The following is a 19,984-nucleotide window of genomic DNA, read 5'->3' as shown; positions in this document are numbered from 1 at the left end:
GTACTACAGAAGGATTTGTCAACAAATTAAAGATGATTAAAAGAATGTGTTATGGACGAGGAAGCATAGAACTACTCAAAAGAATGATGATTTGTGTATAAGGCAGCAAAAGTGAACAAGACCCTTTGGAATTACACTGGCGGGTAATATTTTTTAACATAACAAAGTGGACTGTCTTACCGGTATAAAAGTGGCAATGTGTCAAATCTGCCTTTCTCCTGATTTGTCTGTATTGCCTATCGGATGGAAACGGTTACGGATAAGTTTGCGCTTACCCGAAAAAGTTGTACCTTTGTCCCCTCGAAAATCGAACGGAATATGGATAGGATCCGATTAAAAGACAAAGAATTTGAACTCTTTATCCCGGAAGAGGAGATAAAAGAAGCGATTGCGAAAGTGGCGGAACGTATTCGCGCCGATGTGAAAGGCACGCATCCGTTGTTCGTGGGAATTCTGAACGGGGCTTTTATGTTCACGGCGGAGTTGATGCGGCAGTTGAACGAACCGTATGAAATCACTTTTGCCCGCTATTCATCCTATAAAGGGACCAGTACAACCGGTGTGGTCCGTGAGATTATGCCGGTACAGGCCGATGTGAAAGGGAGGACTTTGATCTTGATCGAGGATATTATCGATACCGGCTTTACGATGCAGTATGTGATGGATAAACTTCGCAAGGACGGGGCGGCCGATGTCAAACTGGCGACTATGTTGTTCAAGCCCGATTCGTTGAAGTGCAGTCTGAAACCTGATTATATCGGTATCCGGATTCCGAGTGACTTTATTGTCGGTTACGGATTGGATTATGATGAGATGGGACGAGCTTACAGAAACATCTATAAAATAGTCGAGAGCTGATAAATGGTCGCTGGCCGGTTAAAGAGGGGGAATTTATTAGATTAATGTATAATAAGCGATGATCGGTGATTGGGCGTTGATGTGATTGTCTATTGCCAATTGTCAATTAAAAGGTAAACTTTTTATGTTGAACATTGTTATTTTTGGTGCTCCCGGTTCAGGAAAGGGAACACAGAGCGAATTGATTATTAAAGAATATGGTTTGGACCATATTTCTACAGGTGATGTTTTGCGTTCTGAAATGAAGAACGAGACAGAGCTGGGTAAGATTGCTAAAGATTACATCGAAAAAGGACAACTGGTCCCGGATGAACTGATCGTTGACATGCTGGCTAAGGTTTTGGACAGCAAAGTGAACTCCAAGGGCGTTATCTTCGATGGTTTTCCCCGCACGATCCCGCAGGCAAAAGCACTGAAAGAAATGTTGAACAAGCGCGGAACCGATGTTTCAGTTATGTTGAACCTTCAGGTAGAAGAAGAAGAACTGATCAACCGCCTGTTGGAACGCGGGAAGGTCTCAGGCCGTTCGGATGATAATCTGGAAACAATCAAGTCAAGACTGGATGTTTATCACAAACAGACTGCTCCTCTGGCTGATTACTATATCGGTGAAGGCAAACATGTCGCCATCAAAGGTATGGGTACAATCGAAGAAATTTTCGGCCGTATCAAGGATGCGGTAAATAGTTTGTAAATCATAAATTAAAAAGTAAAAGTGGCTGAATCGAACTTTGTAGATTATGTAAAGATCTATTGCCGCTCTGGTAAGGGCGGGAGAGGGTCTTCTCACTTTCGCCGCGAGAAATACATTCCGAAAGGAGGTCCCGACGGAGGCGATGGAGGGCGAGGAGGCCATGTGTATCTTCGTGGAAACAGGAATTACTGGACACTTCTCCACCTGAAGTATGAGCGTCATATCATGGCGACGAATGGCGAAGGCGGCGGTGCCAAGCGCAGTTTCGGAAAAGACGGTGAGGATCGTGTGATAGAGGTTCCTTGCGGAACAGTCGTGTACGATGCCGATACGGGAGAGTTTATCTGTGACGTGACCGAAGACGGTCAGCAGGTAATGCTGTTGAAAGGCGGACGCGGAGGATTGGGCAACTGTCACTTCAAGACGTCGACCAACCAGGCGCCCCGTTATGCGCAACCCGGCGAACCGGCACAGGAACGCATGGTGATCCTGCAATTGAAACTGTTGGCCGATGTCGGCCTGGTCGGTTTCCCGAATGCCGGAAAGTCGACGTTGCTGTCGGTTGTTTCGGCTGCCAAACCGAAGATCGCCAATTATCCGTTTACGACGCTCGAACCGAACTTGGGTATCGTGAGCTATCGCGACAACCGTTCGTTCGTTATGGCCGATATTCCCGGTATTATCGAGGGCGCCAGCGAAGGTAAAGGTTTGGGATTGCGGTTCTTGCGCCATATCGAACGCAATTCGTTGCTCCTGTTTATGGTGCCTGCCGATGCGGATGATATCAAGAAAGAATATGAAATCCTTTTGGGCGAACTGGTCAAGTATAACCCGGATTTGCAGGGTAAAAGCCGTGTTCTGGCTATCACCAAGAGCGATATGCTGGATGAGGAGTTGATCGAGGCGTTGTCCGAAGATCTTCCGGAAGGCGTTCCGCATGTCTTTATCTCTTCCGTTACCGGAATGGGGATCACCGAACTGAAAGACCTGTTGTGGAAGGAGCTGAATAAGGAAACGTTCCATGAAGTAGAGCGTATCGTCCATAAGAACATCGATGTAAGCGCACTTTCGCTTGACGATGACGATTTTGTCATTCCTCTTGAGGAAGAGGATCCCGACGACGATGAAGAGTATGAAGAATATGAAGATTGGGACGACGAAGAAGATGAAGATACTTCCAAATGATAAGGTGAAGATGTTGCAATTTCCCGTATTGAGCGAGGATTGCAACATCTCTCATTTTGTGACGACCCGTCAGGGAGGTGCGAGCGAAGGTGCGTATGCCTCCTTTAACCCCGGTGAATACAGCGGGGACAATCCGGAAGCCGTCCGGGCGAACCGGAAACTTCTTTCGGATGCAATCGGGATACCATCCGAACGTATTTTCTCGCCTTTTCAGGTCCACGGGACGGAGATCCGTTCGATCGAACCTTTTTTCCTTTCCCTTCCTTTGGATGAACAGCGGGTTTATCTGCACGGTGTAGATGCGTTGGTGACGGATGTGCCGGGCGTTTGCATCGCCGTCTCGACAGCCGATTGTGTCCCTGTCCTGCTGTACGCTCCCGATGTGAAGGCGGTAGCTGCCGTTCATGCCGGTTGGCGGGGGACCGTACAGAGTATCGCTGCAAAAACCGTCCGTTTCCTCATGGATGAATATGGAGCCGATCCTTGCCTCATGAAAGCCGGTATTGCTCCTTCCATCGGTCCCGATGCCTTCGAAGTCGGCGAGGAGGTGGTCGATGCCTTTCGGGAGGCCGGTTTTGAAATGTCGCGTATCCTGAAGCGTAATGCCGATACCGGAAAAGCCCATATCGATTTATGGGAGGCCAACCGCCTGCAACTATTAGCCGCGGGCCTCTCTGCCGGAAATATCGAACTCGCCGGCATCTGCACCTACACCCATCCCGACGAGTTCTTCTCCGCCCGCCGCTTAGGAATCAAGAGCGGGCGTATCTTTTCCGGTATAGTTGTTAAACAGCAAGCAGTCGACAAATAACAATCTATAGTTTTATAAATCATAAATTTCTCCTATGTTACACATTTCAATTTCAGAAGAAATAGCTACTGCCTGTCCGGACTTGCATGTTTTGGTCCTGTCTTGTGATGTTTGTAATTCGGAACCGGACGAACGGCTTTGGCAAGAGATAGCGGACGAAGAAAAGGCGGTCCGGGAAACAGTTAAACTGGAACAAATCAATAAATGGCTCCCTATCCAGGCCACCCGCCAGGCTTATAAGCGTCTGGGAAAAGATCCGAATCGTTATCGTCCCTCTTCTGAAGCGCTGCGGAGGCGTATTCTTCGTGAATTACCCCTTTATAAGGTCGATACGCTGGTCGATCTCATCAATTTGCTCTCTATTCGTAGCGGATATTCCATCGGCGGCTTCGATGCGGACAAGATTGCCGGTGGCAGCCTGGTGCTGGGAGTCGGCAAAGAAGGTGAAATTTATCATGGAATCGGGCGCGGTGAACTGAATATCGCAGGTTTGCCTGTCTACCGGGATGCGGTCGGTGGGGTCGGGACTCCGACGAGCGACGAGGAACGGACAAAAATCGGACTGGATACCACCCGCCTGTTAATGATTATAAATGGCTATTCCGGATCAGACGGTTTGGAGGCGGCGGGAAAGTATGCGGTAGGATTATTAAGCAAATATGTTTCAGCTACAAACATGGAGGCGGAACTTATTACTGCTAAGGACAGGACGAAAATAGTACTATAATTGTGTTGTAATAGTGTTAATTATGCTTTCAAAGTATAAAAAGCGCCTATTTTTATGCTAAAAAACATGTATATCCTTTTGTTTTAATCGATTAATCTATAAATTTGCCCCCGTTAACGAATTAACAAAACAAAAAGAAACATGATCGAATTGATTGGAACAAACGCCGGCCTTGTTTGGAACGCATTAAATGAAGGCGGTAAGATGAGTGTTAAGGCAGTAAAGAAAGCTACTAAGATTAAAGCGGAAAAAGATATGTATGCTGCTTTTGGTTGGTTAGCGAAAGAAGGCAAATTGGCTTTCGAAGACGTTGAGGGTGAATTGTACGTTGCGTTAGTATAAATATAGCGTAGCTGAATCTATTAAAAGGAGGGCTGTTCGGATTTTAGTTTGAACGGCCTTTTGTGTGTCCGGACGTTTTCTGTCAAAAAAACAAACCGATTCGTTGTTTTATTCAATTCTATCCTTTACTTTTGTGTAGAATTTGGTGTGAAATGACCGAAGATCATAAAAGATTGTTAGCTGTATTTGATGTTAGGGTTCGTGATCTGATGGAACTTTGCGATAGGCAGAGACAGAAAATCAACGAGCTTGAAGGTTTTTTGGTACAGAAAGAAGGAGAACTTCGACAAGCAATGAAGACGATCGAAGAGTTGAATGCCAAATGTGATAACATGCTGACTGCACGGGTCGTTTCTGTCAACGAAGGAGAAATGAAAAGTGCCAGGATGAGGTTATCCAAGTTAGTGCGGGAAGTAGACAAGTGCATTGCACTATTAAACGAATAGAGGCGATGGACGATAAATTTCTTATACATGTAGAGATAGCCGGTAAAAGTTATGGTGTCAGGATCGACCGGAGCGAGGAGCAGGTAGCCCGTGAGGCTGTCAGGCAAATCAGGAAGAAAATGGACCAGTACCGGAAGAAATATTCCGAAGTGGATGTAAAAGATTTGTTAGCCATGGTGACCTTTCAGCTATCGGTGGAAAACTTGAAGTTGGAGGATAAGAATGACACAAGTCCCTTTACTGAAAAGATACAGGAACTGACCGATAAACTGGAAAGTTACCTGAAGGATAAATAGTTGTAAGAATAAAGAAGATGCGTTTCCGCACTACTTTGCATGGGTGTATCCGTGTAAGGCAGTGCTTTTTTTGTATAATAATATAACTGAATTTAAACTATAAGTAAAATGGGTATGACTATAATCATAGCACTTGTGACCTTCATTGTCGGAGGTTTGCTCGTGTGGTTTGTGATGAGAGTCCTTATGAAGTCAAGGTATGACGCCGTGATACGCGAGGCTGAAAAGGAGTCGGAAGTAATGAAGCAGAAGAAGCTGCTCGAAGTAAAAGAGAAGTTCCTTCATTTGAAAGCGGACTTGGAGAAACAGGTGTCCGCCCGTAATTCGAAGATACAGTCTGTAGAGGCTAAGTTGAAACAACGTGAGTTGAGTTTGAACCAACGTCAGGAAGATCTGCAACGCAAGAATAGCGAAGTGGATGCCGTAAAGGAGAACCTGGCTGCCCAACTGGAAATGGTAGAAAAGAAGAAGCAGGATCTGGATAAACTTCACCAGCGTGAAGTCGAACATCTGGAAACCCTTTCCGGGCTTTCTGCCGAAGAAGCGAAAGAGCGTTTGATCGAATCTCTGAAAGACGAGGCTAAGTCCGAAGCCACTTCCTATATCAACGAAATCATGGAAGAAGCGAAGATGACGGCCAACAAGGAGGCGAAGAAAATCGTTATCCAGTCTATCCAACGTGTGGCTACCGAAACGGCAATCGAGAATTCGATTACTGTCTTCCATATCGAATCTGACGAAATCAAAGGCCGCATCATCGGTCGCGAAGGCCGTAACATCCGGGCGTTGGAAGCCGCAACCGGTATCGAGATCGTGGTAGACGATACGCCCGAAGCAATCGTGCTGTCCGGCTTTGATCCGGTCCGTCGTGAAATAGCTCGTCTGGCTTTGCACCAGTTGGTACAGGACGGACGTATCCATCCGGCACGTATCGAGGAGGTGGTGACGAAAGTGAAAAAACAGGTGGAAGACGAAGTGGTGGAAACAGGTAAACGTACCGTTATCGACCTCGGTGTTCATGGCTTGCATCCTGAACTGATCCGTATGATCGGTAAGATGAAATATCGTTCTTCATACGGCCAGAACCTGTTGCAGCACGCACGAGAAACAGCAAACTTATGTGCTGTGATGGCATCCGAGTTGGGCTTGAACCCGAAAAAGGCGAAACGTGCCGGACTGTTGCACGATATAGGTAAGGTGCCCGATGACGAGCCGGAATTGCCGCACGCAATCTTAGGCATGAAGCTTTGTGAGAAATATAAAGAGAAACCGGATATCTGCAACGCTGTAGGCGCTCACCACGACGAAGTGGAAATGCAGACGCTGCTTGCTCCGATCGTACAGGTTTGTGATGCTATTTCGGGTGCACGTCCGGGAGCCCGTCGTGAGATCGTCGAGGCTTATATCAAGCGTCTGAATGATTTGGAACAGTTGGCTCTTTCTTATCCGGGGGTAGTGAAGACGTATGCTATCCAGGCCGGTCGTGAACTCCGCGTAATTGTCGGGGCCGACAAGATCGACGATAAGGATACTGAAAACCTGTCAAACGAAATCGCAAAGAAGATCCAGGATGAAATGACTTATCCGGGTCAGGTGAAGATCACGGTAATCCGTGAGACTCGTGCGGTAAGCTACGCCAAGTAGAATCGATAATCACTGAATAAATTTATGGAGGAGGCTGTGTCGTAACACCTAATTACGACACAGCCTCTGTTTTTTATAAAACCTTCATTTAATGGTTCAAATATTCTTGGATTATCCTCTAAATGCCCATCGGTTGTTTTATGTATTAGGGTTCACACAGCTTGGAAGCTTTTGTAGATCAGTATGTTGCTGTGAACCCTGTGAATGCAGGATAAAAGAGGCAGGATGAATCGATAGGATGGGCGGATCGTAAACTTGTTTCACAGGTTTCACAACAAATTATTGATCATTAGGTGTTTGCTGCCTGTGAACCCTGTTTTTAGTTTTATCATATGGAGGGGGATCGGAGGGGGTCCTGTCTCATAAAATATAGGGTATAGGCTAAAAAATACAGCCTATATCCTTTTCGTGAAAAGCCTATAGGGTAGCAGTAAAAAGGTAGGCACCTATTCGACAGCCGATGCCTACCTTTTCAGGAAGCGAATAGCGCGGGTAAGAATATTACCGATGCAAAAAAGCGGCTGCCCGGAATGGGGCAACCGCTTTTTTAATTGTTATGTAAAACCGGATTATTTATTTGTAGCTGTAACCCGTTTTCTTCTGTGCGCTATTGGCATTGGCTCCGGGGATCAATGTGAAGCCCCACTTGTATTCCCGGTCTGCCGGTAAAGTGTATTCCGGTTCCGGACGTGAATACCAACTGTCGTAGCCGGCCAATCCCTGCTGTTTCAGGTCTACGCATACTTCGACGAAGTTACGCGGTGCGATGTCGTTGATATGCGTCTGGCGAGGTTTGTCGTACGGTCCGATTTCCGGACGGTTGGCGATGTCTTCCGGTGTGAAATTGTTCCACTGGTACGGACGGTCGGTCGCCTTGCCGGCATCGAAATCTTCGACGGAGTTACGCAGTGCGTTGAATTCCATCTCGTCGTCAGCAACGATCAACAGGTTCTTGCCTTTACCGCCTAATGAAATCCAGCGTGTATCGCAATGGTGGCCGTTTTCCTGCGGGCGGACATAAGGGAAATACTGTTCTCCTGCGGTGCTCTTGTACTGTCCGATCATGTAACCTGCCTTGCGGTCCCAATAGTTTTCCAGCGGACCGCGACCGAAGTATTCCAGTTGATCCATCGTTGCCGGCAGGCGGAAACGTATGCCGATACGCGGAACGACCATCTTGTCGCGTTCGCTCATGTTCTCGCGGCCCGGAGAGAATGTGGCGGTTGCAGTCGCTTCCGATATCTCGATCTTCTTTCCATCCAAATGAGCCGGAGTGAAAAGTGTAGCCACGTTCATGGTGCCGTCGGGATAGATTTTATAAGTGATGACGAACTGGTTGCCGGCCGGCAATTTGTAGTCGACTTTCACGATTGCATTACCATCTGCGATTTCAGCGGAAGCGTTTGTCACGTTGAAGTTACGACTTGCGATTTCCCAGATTTCCAGACGTTGCGGGTCGCCGCTTCCGTAGTCGTTGTCGTTCGGGGCACGCCAGAAATTAGGGCGGATACCGAAACCTTCGTTGAAGTATTCCGTGTTGCCCACCTTGTAAGAGGTGACGACGCCGGCTTTCTTATCGAATACGAAGTTTACTTTCGAGGAAGTCACCTTCACGTTGTCTCCTTCTTCCGATACAGTCAGTTTAGGACCACCGGCCTTATAAGCCATCTTGTCGGCTTCGACAGGCAGACGGAACTGGCCCCGTGCGATATCATGGCCGGCAGGAACAAGACCTTCTTCCTTTACGGTCGTAACGGCGAAGTCAACTAAATAGTCCACACCTGCCTGCGGTTTCAGGCCGGCTACGGGGACCGTGATTTCCTGTGAGGCCTGCGGAGCCAGATCGAGTGACATCTTGTTGCTTTTGATGATCTTGTTGTTCGCTTTTATGGTATAAGTAAACATATAGTCTTTCAGGTTCGTGAAGTAGAAGCGGTTGGTGATCTTGAACACGCCGTTTGCCGCATCTACTGCTTCGAAGCCGACGTTCTGATGTGCGAACTTCACTTCTGCCATTCCCGGATGTGGTGTGCGATCCGGATTGACCAGACCGTTGCAAAGGAAGTTACCGTCGCTCGGCATATCTTTGCCGAAGTCACCGCCGTAAGCGTAAAACTCTTTTCCGTTTTCATCTTTGGTAAGGATACCTTGGTCTACCCAGTCCCAGATCCAACCGCCTTGCAGGTTCGGATATTTGTAGATGGCTTGCCATTGTCCCCACAGGTTACCGGTCGAGTTACCCATCGCGTGGGCATATTCGGACGGTGCAACGGGACGGTCGCTGCCTTGTGCGCCGATCTCTTCCAGCCATCCGGCGCTTGGATATTGCGGTACATACATATCGCTATTCCATTCCCAAAGGGCACGTTCGTAGTTGACCGGACGGCCCATCATGGTCTTTTCCTTATCTTTCAGGTATAAATAAGTCTGGTAGAAGTTGTAACCGTTTCCGGCTTCGTTACCTAATGACCAGATCGTGACGGACGGATGGTTCTTGTTGCGTTCGTACATGTTGACCGTGCGGTCCATGTGCGGTTTCAACCATTCCGGGTTGTTGCCTAACGTACCGCCTTTACGCAGGTTGTAGTACATGCCGTGCGATTCGATGTTGGCTTCGTCGTAAACATACAATCCGTATTCGTCGCAAAGCTCGTAGAACTTGCGGTCTTGCGGATAATGGCACAGACGGACGGAGTTCAGGTTGTTCTGTTTCATCAGTTCGAAATCCTTGCGCATCAGTTCTTCCGGCACGTAATGTCCGGTCAGCGGATTATGTTCGTGGATGTTTACGCCTTTGAACTTGATCGGCTGTCCGTTGAACAGCAAGACGGTGTATGGTTTGCCGTTCCCGGCGATCCGGTCGATCTCTTTGATTTCGATGCGGCGGAAACCGACGTTCTGCGGGATCACCTCCGTCACCTTGCCGTCTTCCTTGATCGTCATCAACAGCTTGTAGAGGTTCGGATGTTCTGCGTTCCAGCTTTCCACGTTGTCCAATGTCTTTTCGAACGAAGTCGTTGTAATTGTGTTCGGGCTTACCCACAGCTTGTTTTCGGCCGTTGCAGCCACATTGCCTTTTGTGTCTAATAATTCGTATGTGACGTCGATGTTCTTGACCTTGTCGGAATGGTTCTTGATATCCATTGCCAGACTGAAGATACCGTTCTTGTAGGTGTCGTCGAGCGTGGAGACAATACGGTAATCATTGACGGCGATCTTGGGCTGTGACCATAGATAGACGTCGCGTTCGATACCGCTCAGACGCCAGAAGTCCTGGCATTCCAGATAGGAGCCTGTACTCCAGCGGAAGATTTTCAGCGTCAGTACGTTCTTGCCCGGTTGCAGGTATTTGTTGATCAGGAATTCGGCCGGATTCTTGGAATCTTCGCTATAGCCGACTTCCTTGCCGTTTACATACACATATAAGCCCGATTTGGCTCCGGCGATGTGCAGATATACGTCACGTCCGTCCCAACCGGCGGGAATCTCGAAGTCGCGGCGGTAAACACCTACCGGATTCGCTTCCGGCAAAAGCGGAGGTTGAGGGTTACGCGGCTTGAACTCATATCCGTGGTTCGTATAGATGGCGGTACCATGTCCTTGGACTTCCCAGTTTCCCGGAACGGTGATGTCGTCCCAATCGGAAGTGCTGGCAGAAGGATCTGTGATGTTGGCGGGAAGGTCTTTGTACGAATCTACGAAATAGAATTTCCATGTGCCGTTCAGCAACGAATAGAAAGGACTTTTTTCATATCGGGAAGAGAGAGCTGTGGCACGGTCTCCATAACTCATGAAAGAGGAGCGGGGTGCCTCTTTGTTTACGGCAACGACCTGGATGTCCTGCCAGTAAGGCTTCGCAGGCCGGTTCGTCGTATTGTCAGCCAATGCGGTGCCCAGAAGGAAGCAACTCAATGCTCCTGTGAGCATCGTTTGTTTGATCTTGTGTTTCATATGCATTTTTAATTTAGATTAGCACTTTAGAAATTGAGAATTGAAAATCATGAGTAAACAAACATTTCTCAATTTTCAATTCTCAATTCTCAATTATCTTGCTGCGTAGAAGGAATAACCTTCGGCAACTTGTCTGAAAGCAAGTACGCCGGCCTGGTTCAGTTCCACATTCATTTCTTTGCCGTCGGGAAGGTACATGACAACTTCGTCGTTACCATTGAACTTCAATAACTTGGTAGCTTCGCCGTCTGCTTCTACGCTCCAACTCTTGTCTGCTTCATTGAAGACCAGGTCGACCGCTTTCTCTTCTCCTTCTTTCTGGATGTGGTAGCCGTCTTTCTTGGTTTCGATGGCATACGTGCCGTCTTTTGTTTCGATTGTTTTTACCGTACCGGCATCTGCAACAGGGTTGTTTCCGCTCCAGAACTCGATAGAGTTTAATACTAATACATCGGCTAATGCTGAGATTTCATAAACCGGAACAATCCAGAAGGCGATGAAAACCAGTTCGTTTACAAACTTGCTGTCAATGTTTCTGTTCCAATCCAACAGCTTATTGGATAACCCAAATGATCCAATACATGATGAGAATAATACACTGCTGGCAAGCGTTGCCGCTACCAATAAAGTTACACTTTTTTTCTTCATGAATATTTAATATTTGTAGTTAATTTGGGGGCGAAGATAACAATTTATTTCGGATTTGCTTAAGACCCTGTTTGTTTTCTGTTACCGGGACGGTTATGAGTTCCGGCAAATTAAATGTCTTGATAAAGGTTTTATAGTATTCGGGATTTTTCTGAGGAACCATAAACGGCTTGCCGGCGAGCCCTGTTTCCGGATTAAAATAAGCAATGAACGGATGCGCCCATAGTCCGTCTACACGTTTACTACTGAAAACAAACCATTTCCCTGAAGAAGACCAAGTGTGAAAACTCTCTACATTATCGCTGTTTACTTCCTGCATATTTCGGATATTTCCATTTTGCAGATTTAAAAGATAAAGTTCGCTTTCAGGATGCCATATGGAAAAGTTGCCATAATCGGAGCAAGTGAACATCAGGTAGTTTCCGTCCGGAGAGATTCTCGGAAAGGAAATGCTTTTATGGAAAGCCGATGCTTCGTATACGCATTCGGGTTTACCGAATGTTTGTCTTCGGGCATCGAATGGTATTTTGTACAAATCATAATAGATGCTGTCCAAAGAGGTTCGGGGAGTGATGGCCTTGCTTCGGCAGAAATACAATGTTTTTCCGTCCGGGCTCCAGGTAGGAAATGTCTCCATCCATTCCGGCCCATAAATAAGCGAGTCGGTGATAAGCCGGTTTGTTTCGCAATCCCATACGATCAGGTCGGATTCCCGGTCCGATACCTCTATCGGCTTTTTACCGGTAGAATGGAAAAACTGCTGTATCTCATTGACGGAGTAAGCAATATATCTCCCGCCCGGATGCCAGGCTGCGTATGTCCCTCCATTGCTCATTCCCGGTTTTTTAACGTCGACTTTCCCGACATTCCCGTTACGGGAGATAATGGTTCCCCCGTTATTCCCCCGTATATGGATCATCATCGTCTCCGGATTGTTTTGGCAGAAGGTGTGGCAATTCATGCAGGTCGATCTGTCCGATCTGTTTTCGATAATGGGGATTTCTTCGTAGGAGGTGAGGTCACGCTGGTAAATACCCATTTGATTCCATAGCTCGTAGCCCGGATATAAAAGGCGGTATGCCAAGTATGGATCTATCGGCTCTGCGGAAATGGAGTTTCGGATCTCTTTGTATTGTGTCCATTTCCCTTTTTGCCGGATGGAAATACGGATATAAAACTCATTTCCGGCTGCTGCCGAGGCCAGTTTGTGCCACTGCTTCAAAGGAATAATTATTTCTCCCTTTTTATTTTTCCGGGTAAAGACAACTTTGTCTTCGAATCCTATTTCTACATAAAATTCCTCGCCATCCTCTTCTATCTGAAAGTTGGGAGGTGCGATGTTGACCGGAAATGTGACTGCTGTGTAGTCGGGGAACAGGGTGGGAGGTTTATCTATGTAAGCATCCGGTGTGATCTTTTCCTGGCTACAGGCAGTCATCAATATTATATATAGAAGGATGATAAACGGTTTCATAAGCTGTTATTGTTGTGTCTGTTTATAGTTGTCGAGTATATTTTGGTAAAGAGGCGGCATTCCCGGATAAGAGAATTGTTTTATTCGTGGCAGGTACTCCACGAATAGTAGGGTCTTTTTGCTAAGTATGAGGTAACTCATCAGGTATTCGAACGCCATACGATTGGTAGAATCCTGCTCACAGATAAATATAAGCTCCGGGCCTAAATTCTGAATATTGGCAAAGCGTGCTTTCTTCTCTTTTTGTTGGGGAACAGGCGTTAAGCCCGGAACTTCACCGGTAGGGACCAGCCTTTCATATTTTTCAGCTTGCTTGCTGTAAAACAAGGATTGCTTTAAGAGCCTGATAAAACGCATGGCGACTTCCTGGCGTCCGTTTACAATGTTGTAACGAACCAGGTTCAGGAGAGTAGGAGCTGTTTCTCCGTAGACTACCAACGCTTCGGACGCCCAGCGTTGAGCTTCGTTGATATAGCCCAATTGTTCATACAAATAATGTCCATATCTGCTTTGTCGTGGATCGCTGACCCAGGGCAGGAAAAGAGAATTGATTCCATAGCTCTGCGGGTAATTCAACAGGTCGTAAGGCATACGTCCGGTATGGTAAAGAGCCATATTGCAGAAATAATCCATTAGCTGGCTTTCTCCTCTATATTTTTTTGCAAGGGTAAGAACCTGGTCCCATTCTTGTTTCTTTACATGAAGCTCTGTTTCGATCAGTAACCGTTCGCGCATATTGTAAGTACGGACAAACGAATAGAATGTGCATGAGGCATACACAATCAGGCATAGGATTGTACAACTTTTCTGTGTTTTGGGGTTGCTTATGAGACGGGGCAGTATGCAGGCTGAAAGTGCGGTTAGCAAAAGGATTATGAAGACAACCACTGGATAGATCCAGCCCAATGCGAATCCAGTCAGCAGGAAACAGGGAATCGAGGCATAACAAAAAGTTTTTCTGTGAAGTAAGGACAGTAAGCATGTTATAAGGAAAATACAGAAAAGGTTTGTAATCCTGCTGATCTCGAAATCAGACGATTCGAATTGTATGAATAAATAAAGGGATGGAAGTAATGCTATCTGTAACGGATCGTGTTTCCCGGTTAGCCTCCGAATGGTTAATGTCGGTAGCAGATATAGGCAGGATAAGATAAATGCCAATACTATTTTTCCCGTATAAGGCAGATAGAAGAATTGGATGACAAAGTTTGCAAAATATTCACCAGTCTTTCCCGGCTCTGATAAATAACTCTCCAGATAGGAATTGGTAAACAGGAAAAGTTGCTGTTGTTCATGGTAAGGGAAAAGATAAGCCAGGCTGTCCATAAACATGAACAGGAGCAAACCGAAGAGAAGGGCAAAAAGTAACCAGTGAATATGCTTCATAAAATAATGAAACACGAGAGAACATCTGTCCTCCCGTGTTTGCTGTAAATATTGATATCGCTTATTTTTTCGAGTATCCCGGGTTCTGGGTCAAAGCCGGATTCAGGTCAATTTCTTCCTGCGGAATTGGGAACAGGTAGTTATGATCTTCATATTTGCTACCTGTCAGTTTGATGTTTTCACCCTGATACAGGATACATTTCTTTCCGTTGTCTCCTTCCGGAGCGTTAGGATCATCAACCATCTTGTATTTCATTCCCAGGAACGGAGCGTTCAACACATCTTTAGCTATGCCCCAACGGCGGATGTCCCATTTGCGCTTGCTGCCTTCCATTGCAAATTCCACTCGCCATTCGTTGCGGATACGTTGACGAAGGGCATCTTGTGTGCCGCAATAGGTCGGTTTGCTTGCATCCGTATTTTGTAACTCCGGCATGCCTACACGACGACGTACCTGGTTGACAGCATCAAAAGCTGAAGCATCTAATGGTGAAATCTCATTTTTAGCTTCTGCGTAGGTCAGCAATACTTCTGCATACCGAATAACATGCCAGTCTTTACCCATGTCCCAACCTGTTGATTGTGGGTCGATTGACGGGTCCAGCCATTTTTGATCGTAATATCCTGTAGCTGTAGCATCGTTATGTTGGGCAACGCCGGTAGAACCGCTTGATTTCAGTGGGGCTGTTTTGATGGTTACGCCATACATTTCTTCTCCGTCGTGCAATACACAAACTTCTAAACGCGGGTCGCGATCTTTAAATGGATTTGCGGGATCGTAAGTTGTGGATTTATCAATCGGAGATCCGTCAATACATTCGAAAGCATCGACTAAGCTCTGAGTCGGATTGATGCCTCCCCAGCCTTTTGTTGGAAAACATCCCCAACCGATGATGTAATTTGTCAATTCCGGCGCATTGAACTGCCTTACTAAAATAGCCTCTTTGCAAGCTTCTTGTTCTTCCCAGAATAAATGGGCATACTTGCCTGTATTATTTGCGTCGAACAACTCATATTCTCCTGATTCGATAACGGCTTTCGCGGCATCGGCTGCTGTGTCGTAGTTCTTGAAATATAGTGCTGCACGCGCTTTCATGGCATTGGCTGCGCCTTTTGTTGCACGACCATAATCGCTACTTCCCCATTGGGCGGGTAAATGGGCTATTGCATAATCAAAGTCTTCCATTACTTTTGCGTAGACTTCTTCGACCGGCGTACGTGTAATATTTCCCATTTCTCTCAAGTCTACCGGTTGGTCGACATAGGGAACTCCGCCAAATGTTTGGATAAGTCCGAAATAGGTATAACCTCGTAAAAAACGGGCTTCTCCCATCACTGCTTCTTTATCAGCTTGGCTGTAATCAGATATATTGTCTATTTTAGACAGCAAGATGTTACAAGCGCGGATTGCTTTATAGTCTCCGCTCCAACTCATCGCGGCGGGATCATAGATACCTCTGGATACATCTCCGGCAGCCCATTTGATACCATGTACTGCATTATCCGAATCGATATCCGAGTCGATATCTCCGTTATCACCTCCGGGTAATACCTGGCGATATACGTCTGCAATAAACATTTTTGCGTCATTGGGAGTTTTCCAGAAGCTACCGTCTGATAGTTCGTCATCCGGTATGCGATCCAAAAAATCGCTACATGAACTGAAACCGAATAGTGTGATAGCCAGAAGGGCTATATATATATAATTCTTTTTCATATTTCTAAATTATAATTAGTTGTTTAAAAACCTACTTTAAGACCGATTGATATTTTTCTTACGTTCGAGTATAAACCTCCACGGGCATTGGATGGAGCTGATTCCGGGTCAAGTGAATCCATACCGGTTATCGTAAACAGGTTTTCACCGGTCAGGAATATTTTTACGCGATCCAAATTGATTTTGCTTAGTAATGCTTTCGGAATGTTGTAACCGATCGTCAGGTTTTTTAACCGGACATAAGAAGCGTCTTGCAACCAATAAGATGAGAACTGATAGTTGATTTGGTCAGCCATTGTGATACGCGGATATGACGCATCGTGGTTGGTTGGTGTCCAACGGTCCAAATGGCGTTCCAGGACCTTACCGCCGTTGAAGAATGCATAGGCTGCTTCACCATTAACGTATGCATCTACATCGAATGCACCTTGGAAGAAGAATGACAAATCAAAATCTTTATAATATAGATTGGCTCCTAAACCGGCAGTCCAACTTGGAAACTCTTTTCCGATCACTTTGCGATCGTTGGCGGCATCGATTTTTCCATCGCCGTTCAAGTCTTTGTAACGGATATCACCCGGTTGTTCCGTCCCGGTGCGCGTCGGTCCTTTTGCGACTTCTTCTGCTGAATTAAATAAACCGTCTGCTTCATATCCGTAATATGAACCGATAGGATAACCTTCCAGGAACCAGAAATTGCCACGTCCGTCTCCGGGCTCTTTTCCTTCTGTCCCTTTCAAATCTGTTAATTCATTGTGAACATAAGCGATATTGAAGTTTATGTCATAACGGAAATCTTTGCTGATAGAGTTGTTGTGGAAAATACTTAAATCGAACCCGGTGTTCTGTACCTGGCCTGCATTTTGTCTGGGTGCGTCCATACCGAATATGCCCTGTACGGGAAGGAGCAACAACATGTCGTTGGTTGTTTTCTTGTATCCGGCTAATTCAAATCCTATTTTATTGTTGAGGAAAGATGCTTCGATCGCACCTTCGATACTTGTTACGGTAGCCCATTTGAGTTCCAGGTTTGCGTAACGGCTTTCTTTGATGGTTGAATAAAGCGTATTTCCAAACATATATTTATCGTACGCGTATGAAGGAACGGTCAGATAAGCTTCTTCGTCCTTCAACTCTTCGTTACCTGTTTGTCCCCAGCCTGCACGTAATTTCAAATTACTAAGCCAATCAAGCCCCGCATTTTTCATGAATTCTTCTTCGGTGATTCTCCAACCTGCAGAGAAGGCAGGGAAAGTACCCCAACGGTTGCCGGAGGCAAAACGGGATGATCCGTCTATACGGACATTTGCTTCTAACAGATATTTGTCAGCAAAACTATATTGGGCACGTCCGAAATATGAACGATGAGCGACTTCGTATCTTGACTCTTTGTTCGTTTGTGAAGATGCATCCAATGTGCTCAAAGATTCTTGCAGTTCATTGTTGCCTCCGCCTTTACGGGTCGCCTCTAAATGTTTGTAGCGGTAATCGATCTGTTCAAAACCGCCCAATAAACCTAAATCGTGTTTACCCCATGTTTCGTTATAGTTGATCAATACCTGGGTGGTGTACCAGTTCCACCAAGTCTGTTTTTCATACCCTTCTCGAAGGCCGGTCGTCGCTTCGTCTTTAGCGCCGTAGACAATCTGTGTTTTGAAACCATCTTCGCTTTTTTCATCATTACGTACTGAAAATAAAGCTTTAGCAGTCAAATTGGGCAGAATGTTTACTTGTCCATATAATGTCCCGTTTACCTGTTGGTCCATTGTTCTTCTGAAACCGTCACGTCCTAATAGAGCGACAGGATTGTCTTTACCGTTATAGATGAATTTACCATCTTCATTTCGTACGCCTTCAACAGGGGTTGCACGGTTCGTGAATTGAGTCATACCGGCAACGCTATTCCATCCGTCCATTAAGGTTCCTCTGTAGCCTGAAACATTCAAACCGGCAGAGAACCATTTATTGATTTGTGAATCAACGCTGGTACGTGCATTAAAACGTTTGTAGTTATTGGCATCGATCAAACCGTTTTGTTGCGTATAACCGACTGATGCGCTATAACTTGTTTTTTCTGAACCACCGCTGATGGAAAGGTGGTGCATTGTTTCAATCGCGTTTTGGTTCATGGTCTCTTTATACCAATCGGTATTGGGATGACCATAAGGATCCGTGCCATTACGATATAATTCAATGTCTTCGTCTGTAAAACGAAGTGGATTGTTCGGGTTGTCATTAAGAGTTGCTTCATTATACAATATCGCATAATCTGCAGCTCCTAAGAATTTAGGACGCATAGTCGGGGTTGACCAACCTACATTACCTGAATAGTTAACACGTGCACGGTCTCCTTTTTTACCTTTCTTGGTTGTGATCAAAATAACTCCGTTAGCAGCCTGAACACCGTAGATGGCAGCAGAAGATGCGTCTTTCAATACTGTAAGACTTTCGATATCGGCAGGGTCGATTGTGTTCATACTACCCGGAACACCGTCTACGATAACTAACGGACTTGCCGCGTTGACGGAGTTTTTACCACGAACAGTAATTGTACCTGTCTGGCTACCCGGACGTCCGGAACTTTGAATAGCCGTAACACCCGGCATCTGTCCGGCTAATGCTGCGGATACACTTGATACTGGCCTTGATTCCAGAGTCTCTGCTTTGATAGAAGATACGGATCCTGTTAAGTTTACTTTTTTCTGTACGCCATAACCGACCACGACAACTTCATCCAGTTTTTGAGTGTCTTCCTTCAGGTCTACATGGATGGATTGTTCTCCATTGTACTTGATTTCTTGGGTTAAATAACCGATAAAGGATATCACGATTACATCCCCTTTTTTTACTTCCAGAACGAAATTTCCGTTCATGTCGGTAACAGTACCGTTTGTTGTACCTTTTACAACTACGGAGGCTCCCGCTACAGGGCCGAATTCGTCTTCAACGACACCTTTCAAACTCGTTTGTTGCTGAGAGATGCCAACTTTAGGAGTCGCTGTCTCATTAGATGCGAACACTGTTCCTGTTGTGAACAATGCAGCAGACATCAACATTAGGCTGACTGGTCTTGCGATTTTCAACATACTAATTGTTTTTTGTTTAATAATAGTTAGATATAATAGGCTTTAAGAGGACCTGTTTCTTCTACAGCTCACACTTATTTGCTTATTTTTTAGTAATTAGGGCCAAAGTTTATGCTTTCACATGCGTAGTTCTTGTAGGACTACGTCCTTTGACGCGGCAAATGTAACACATTTATTTATTATCATGCATGTTTTTTTAGAAAAAATTAGCATGAACGTTCTGGAATGTATTTTTAATACCGTTTTATATAACGGGACAAATATATTAAAATATTTTACTAACACAAACAATATTAATTGTTATTTTTTCTTATAAGTGCTATCTATAGCTCTAAATCTTTTGAAAATCCGACAATATTGTAGCTTTACGTGAAATACATGAATCAGTGTCTTGTTTCATACATGTCCCCTATTTCTGAAGTATTTTAACCAAGCATACATCTCGAAATGTTAATTAACAATTAAGCATATCGAAATTCACTTGCCTCCATGTTTCTAACAAAACACCTCTTATTGCATAGATAAATATCATATAACCAGACTATTATGATTCCATGATGTTTTATATAGACAGGGATGATATTAGATCTTTCGTCATAAACTCGCAAAACTTAATCTTAGTCCTACAAGAACTCCATACAGCAAGCCTTCCTATTAGTACATTCTCTTTTATATTTCTTAAAACAAGTCGTAGTCCTACAAGAACTAAGTCTTCATTT

At 45.5% G+C, this 19,984-nt stretch carries 15 protein-coding genes; 9 read left to right on the top strand and 6 right to left on the bottom strand.

Features of this window, described 5'->3' with window-relative positions; genetic code table 11:
- Positions 1–318 precede the first annotated feature (318 nt).
- The 9 genes from hpt to rny all read left to right on the top strand — a co-directional run bounded on the left by hpt (position 319) and on the right by rny (position 7,003).
- Positions 319–858: a hypoxanthine phosphoribosyltransferase gene (hpt, locus tag ACW6QF_RS05170; RefSeq protein WP_298555087.1), complete on the top strand. Its 540-nt coding sequence runs from the start codon at positions 319–321 to the stop codon at positions 856–858.
- Positions 859–982: 124 nt separating this feature from the next.
- On the top strand, positions 983–1,552 hold the full coding sequence (locus ACW6QF_RS05165) for an adenylate kinase (protein WP_298555084.1): 570 nt from the start codon (positions 983–985) through the stop codon (positions 1,550–1,552).
- A gap of 21 nt (positions 1,553–1,573) precedes the next feature.
- On the top strand, positions 1,574–2,737 hold the full coding sequence (obgE, locus tag ACW6QF_RS05160; RefSeq protein ID WP_456087045.1) for a GTPase ObgE: 1,164 nt from the start codon (positions 1,574–1,576) through the stop codon (positions 2,735–2,737).
- Positions 2,685–3,548: a peptidoglycan editing factor PgeF gene (gene pgeF, locus ACW6QF_RS05155; protein ID WP_456087044.1), complete on the top strand. Its 864-nt coding sequence runs from the start codon at positions 2,685–2,687 to the stop codon at positions 3,546–3,548. Before obgE ends, pgeF begins: the two co-directional genes overlap by 53 nt.
- A gap of 34 nt (positions 3,549–3,582) precedes the next feature.
- Positions 3,583–4,275, top strand: a complete 693-nt coding sequence (locus ACW6QF_RS05150) for a B3/B4 domain-containing protein (protein ID WP_456087043.1) — start codon at positions 3,583–3,585, stop codon at positions 4,273–4,275.
- Positions 4,276–4,416: 141 nt separating this feature from the next.
- The gene (locus ACW6QF_RS05145; protein ID WP_456087042.1) at positions 4,417–4,617 is read left to right on the top strand and encodes a winged helix-turn-helix domain-containing protein; all 201 of its coding nucleotides are present in this window, start codon (positions 4,417–4,419) and stop codon (positions 4,615–4,617) included.
- Between the two features lie 152 nt (positions 4,618–4,769).
- A complete protein-coding gene (locus ACW6QF_RS05140) occupies positions 4,770–5,063 on the top strand; it encodes a hypothetical protein (protein WP_456087041.1) in 294 nt (97 codons plus the stop codon).
- Between the two features lie 5 nt (positions 5,064–5,068).
- Positions 5,069–5,359, top strand: coding sequence for a cell division protein ZapA (locus tag ACW6QF_RS05135; RefSeq protein ID WP_298547052.1), 291 nt, complete (start codon positions 5,069–5,071; stop codon positions 5,357–5,359).
- Between the two features lie 108 nt (positions 5,360–5,467).
- Positions 5,468–7,003 carry a ribonuclease Y gene (gene rny / locus ACW6QF_RS05130; RefSeq protein ID WP_456087040.1) on the top strand — a complete coding sequence of 512 codons (1,536 nt, stop codon included), beginning with the start codon at positions 5,468–5,470 and terminating at the stop codon, positions 7,001–7,003.
- A 573-nt stretch (positions 7,004–7,576) separates the two neighbouring features.
- On the opposite strand, the gene ACW6QF_RS05125 is transcribed toward rny, so the two are convergent.
- The 6 genes from ACW6QF_RS05125 to ACW6QF_RS05100 all read right to left on the bottom strand — a co-directional run bounded on the left by ACW6QF_RS05125 (position 7,577) and on the right by ACW6QF_RS05100 (position 19,265).
- Positions 7,577–10,954 carry a glycoside hydrolase family 2 TIM barrel-domain containing protein gene (locus tag ACW6QF_RS05125; RefSeq protein ID WP_456087039.1) on the bottom strand — a complete coding sequence of 1,126 codons (3,378 nt, stop codon included), beginning with the start codon at positions 10,952–10,954 and terminating at the stop codon, positions 7,577–7,579.
- Between the two features lie 93 nt (positions 10,955–11,047).
- The gene (locus ACW6QF_RS05120; protein WP_456087038.1) at positions 11,048–11,602 is read right to left on the bottom strand and encodes a DUF3332 domain-containing protein; all 555 of its coding nucleotides are present in this window, start codon (positions 11,600–11,602) and stop codon (positions 11,048–11,050) included.
- A 19-nt stretch (positions 11,603–11,621) separates the two neighbouring features.
- Positions 11,622–13,076 carry a TolB family protein gene (locus ACW6QF_RS05115; protein ID WP_456087037.1) on the bottom strand — a complete coding sequence of 485 codons (1,455 nt, stop codon included), beginning with the start codon at positions 13,074–13,076 and terminating at the stop codon, positions 11,622–11,624.
- A gap of 6 nt (positions 13,077–13,082) precedes the next feature.
- On the bottom strand, positions 13,083–14,462 hold the full coding sequence (locus tag ACW6QF_RS05110) for a DUF6057 family protein (RefSeq protein ID WP_456087036.1): 1,380 nt from the start codon (positions 14,460–14,462) through the stop codon (positions 13,083–13,085).
- 61 nt (positions 14,463–14,523) lie between these two features.
- Positions 14,524–16,179 (bottom strand): RagB/SusD family nutrient uptake outer membrane protein, encoded by a 1,656-nt coding sequence (locus tag ACW6QF_RS05105; RefSeq protein WP_298547040.1) that lies wholly within the window; start codon positions 16,177–16,179, stop codon positions 14,524–14,526.
- 23 nt (positions 16,180–16,202) lie between these two features.
- A complete protein-coding gene (locus ACW6QF_RS05100; RefSeq protein ID WP_456087035.1) occupies positions 16,203–19,265 on the bottom strand; it encodes a SusC/RagA family TonB-linked outer membrane protein in 3,063 nt (1,020 codons plus the stop codon).
- Positions 19,266–19,984 lie beyond the last annotated feature (719 nt).

The sequence above is a fragment of the Parabacteroides sp. genome, from assembly GCF_977054455.1.
The sequence above is the reverse complement of the archived record's forward strand: the minus strand, read 5'-3'. Positions and strand labels throughout refer to the sequence as shown.

What these genes read in the sequence shown, in the direction of transcription:
- hpt (WP_298555087.1), top strand. Translation starts at nt 319, where the DNA reads ATGGATAGGATCCGATTAAAAGACAAAGAATTTGAACTCTTTATCCCG.
- ACW6QF_RS05165 (WP_298555084.1), top strand. Translation starts at nt 983, where the DNA reads ATGTTGAACATTGTTATTTTTGGTGCTCCCGGTTCAGGAAAGGGAACA.
- pgeF (WP_456087044.1), top strand. Translation starts at nt 2,685, where the DNA reads ATGAAGAATATGAAGATTGGGACGACGAAGAAGATGAAGATACTTCCA.
- ACW6QF_RS05150 (WP_456087043.1), top strand. Translation starts at nt 3,583, where the DNA reads ATGTTACACATTTCAATTTCAGAAGAAATAGCTACTGCCTGTCCGGAC.
- ACW6QF_RS05145 (WP_456087042.1), top strand. Translation starts at nt 4,417, where the DNA reads ATGATCGAATTGATTGGAACAAACGCCGGCCTTGTTTGGAACGCATTA.
- ACW6QF_RS05140 (WP_456087041.1), top strand. Translation starts at nt 4,770, where the DNA reads ATGACCGAAGATCATAAAAGATTGTTAGCTGTATTTGATGTTAGGGTT.
- ACW6QF_RS05135 (WP_298547052.1), top strand. Translation starts at nt 5,069, where the DNA reads ATGGACGATAAATTTCTTATACATGTAGAGATAGCCGGTAAAAGTTAT.
- rny (WP_456087040.1), top strand. Translation starts at nt 5,468, where the DNA reads ATGGGTATGACTATAATCATAGCACTTGTGACCTTCATTGTCGGAGGT.
- ACW6QF_RS05125 (WP_456087039.1), bottom strand. Translation starts at nt 10,954, where the DNA reads ATGAAACACAAGATCAAACAAACGATGCTCACAGGAGCATTGAGTTGC.
- ACW6QF_RS05120 (WP_456087038.1), bottom strand. Translation starts at nt 11,602, where the DNA reads ATGAAGAAAAAAAGTGTAACTTTATTGGTAGCGGCAACGCTTGCCAGC.
- ACW6QF_RS05115 (WP_456087037.1), bottom strand. Translation starts at nt 13,076, where the DNA reads ATGAAACCGTTTATCATCCTTCTATATATAATATTGATGACTGCCTGT.
- ACW6QF_RS05110 (WP_456087036.1), bottom strand. Translation starts at nt 14,462, where the DNA reads ATGAAGCATATTCACTGGTTACTTTTTGCCCTTCTCTTCGGTTTGCTC.
- ACW6QF_RS05105 (WP_298547040.1), bottom strand. Translation starts at nt 16,179, where the DNA reads ATGAAAAAGAATTATATATATATAGCCCTTCTGGCTATCACACTATTC.
- ACW6QF_RS05100 (WP_456087035.1), bottom strand. Translation starts at nt 19,265, where the DNA reads ATGTTGAAAATCGCAAGACCAGTCAGCCTAATGTTGATGTCTGCTGCA.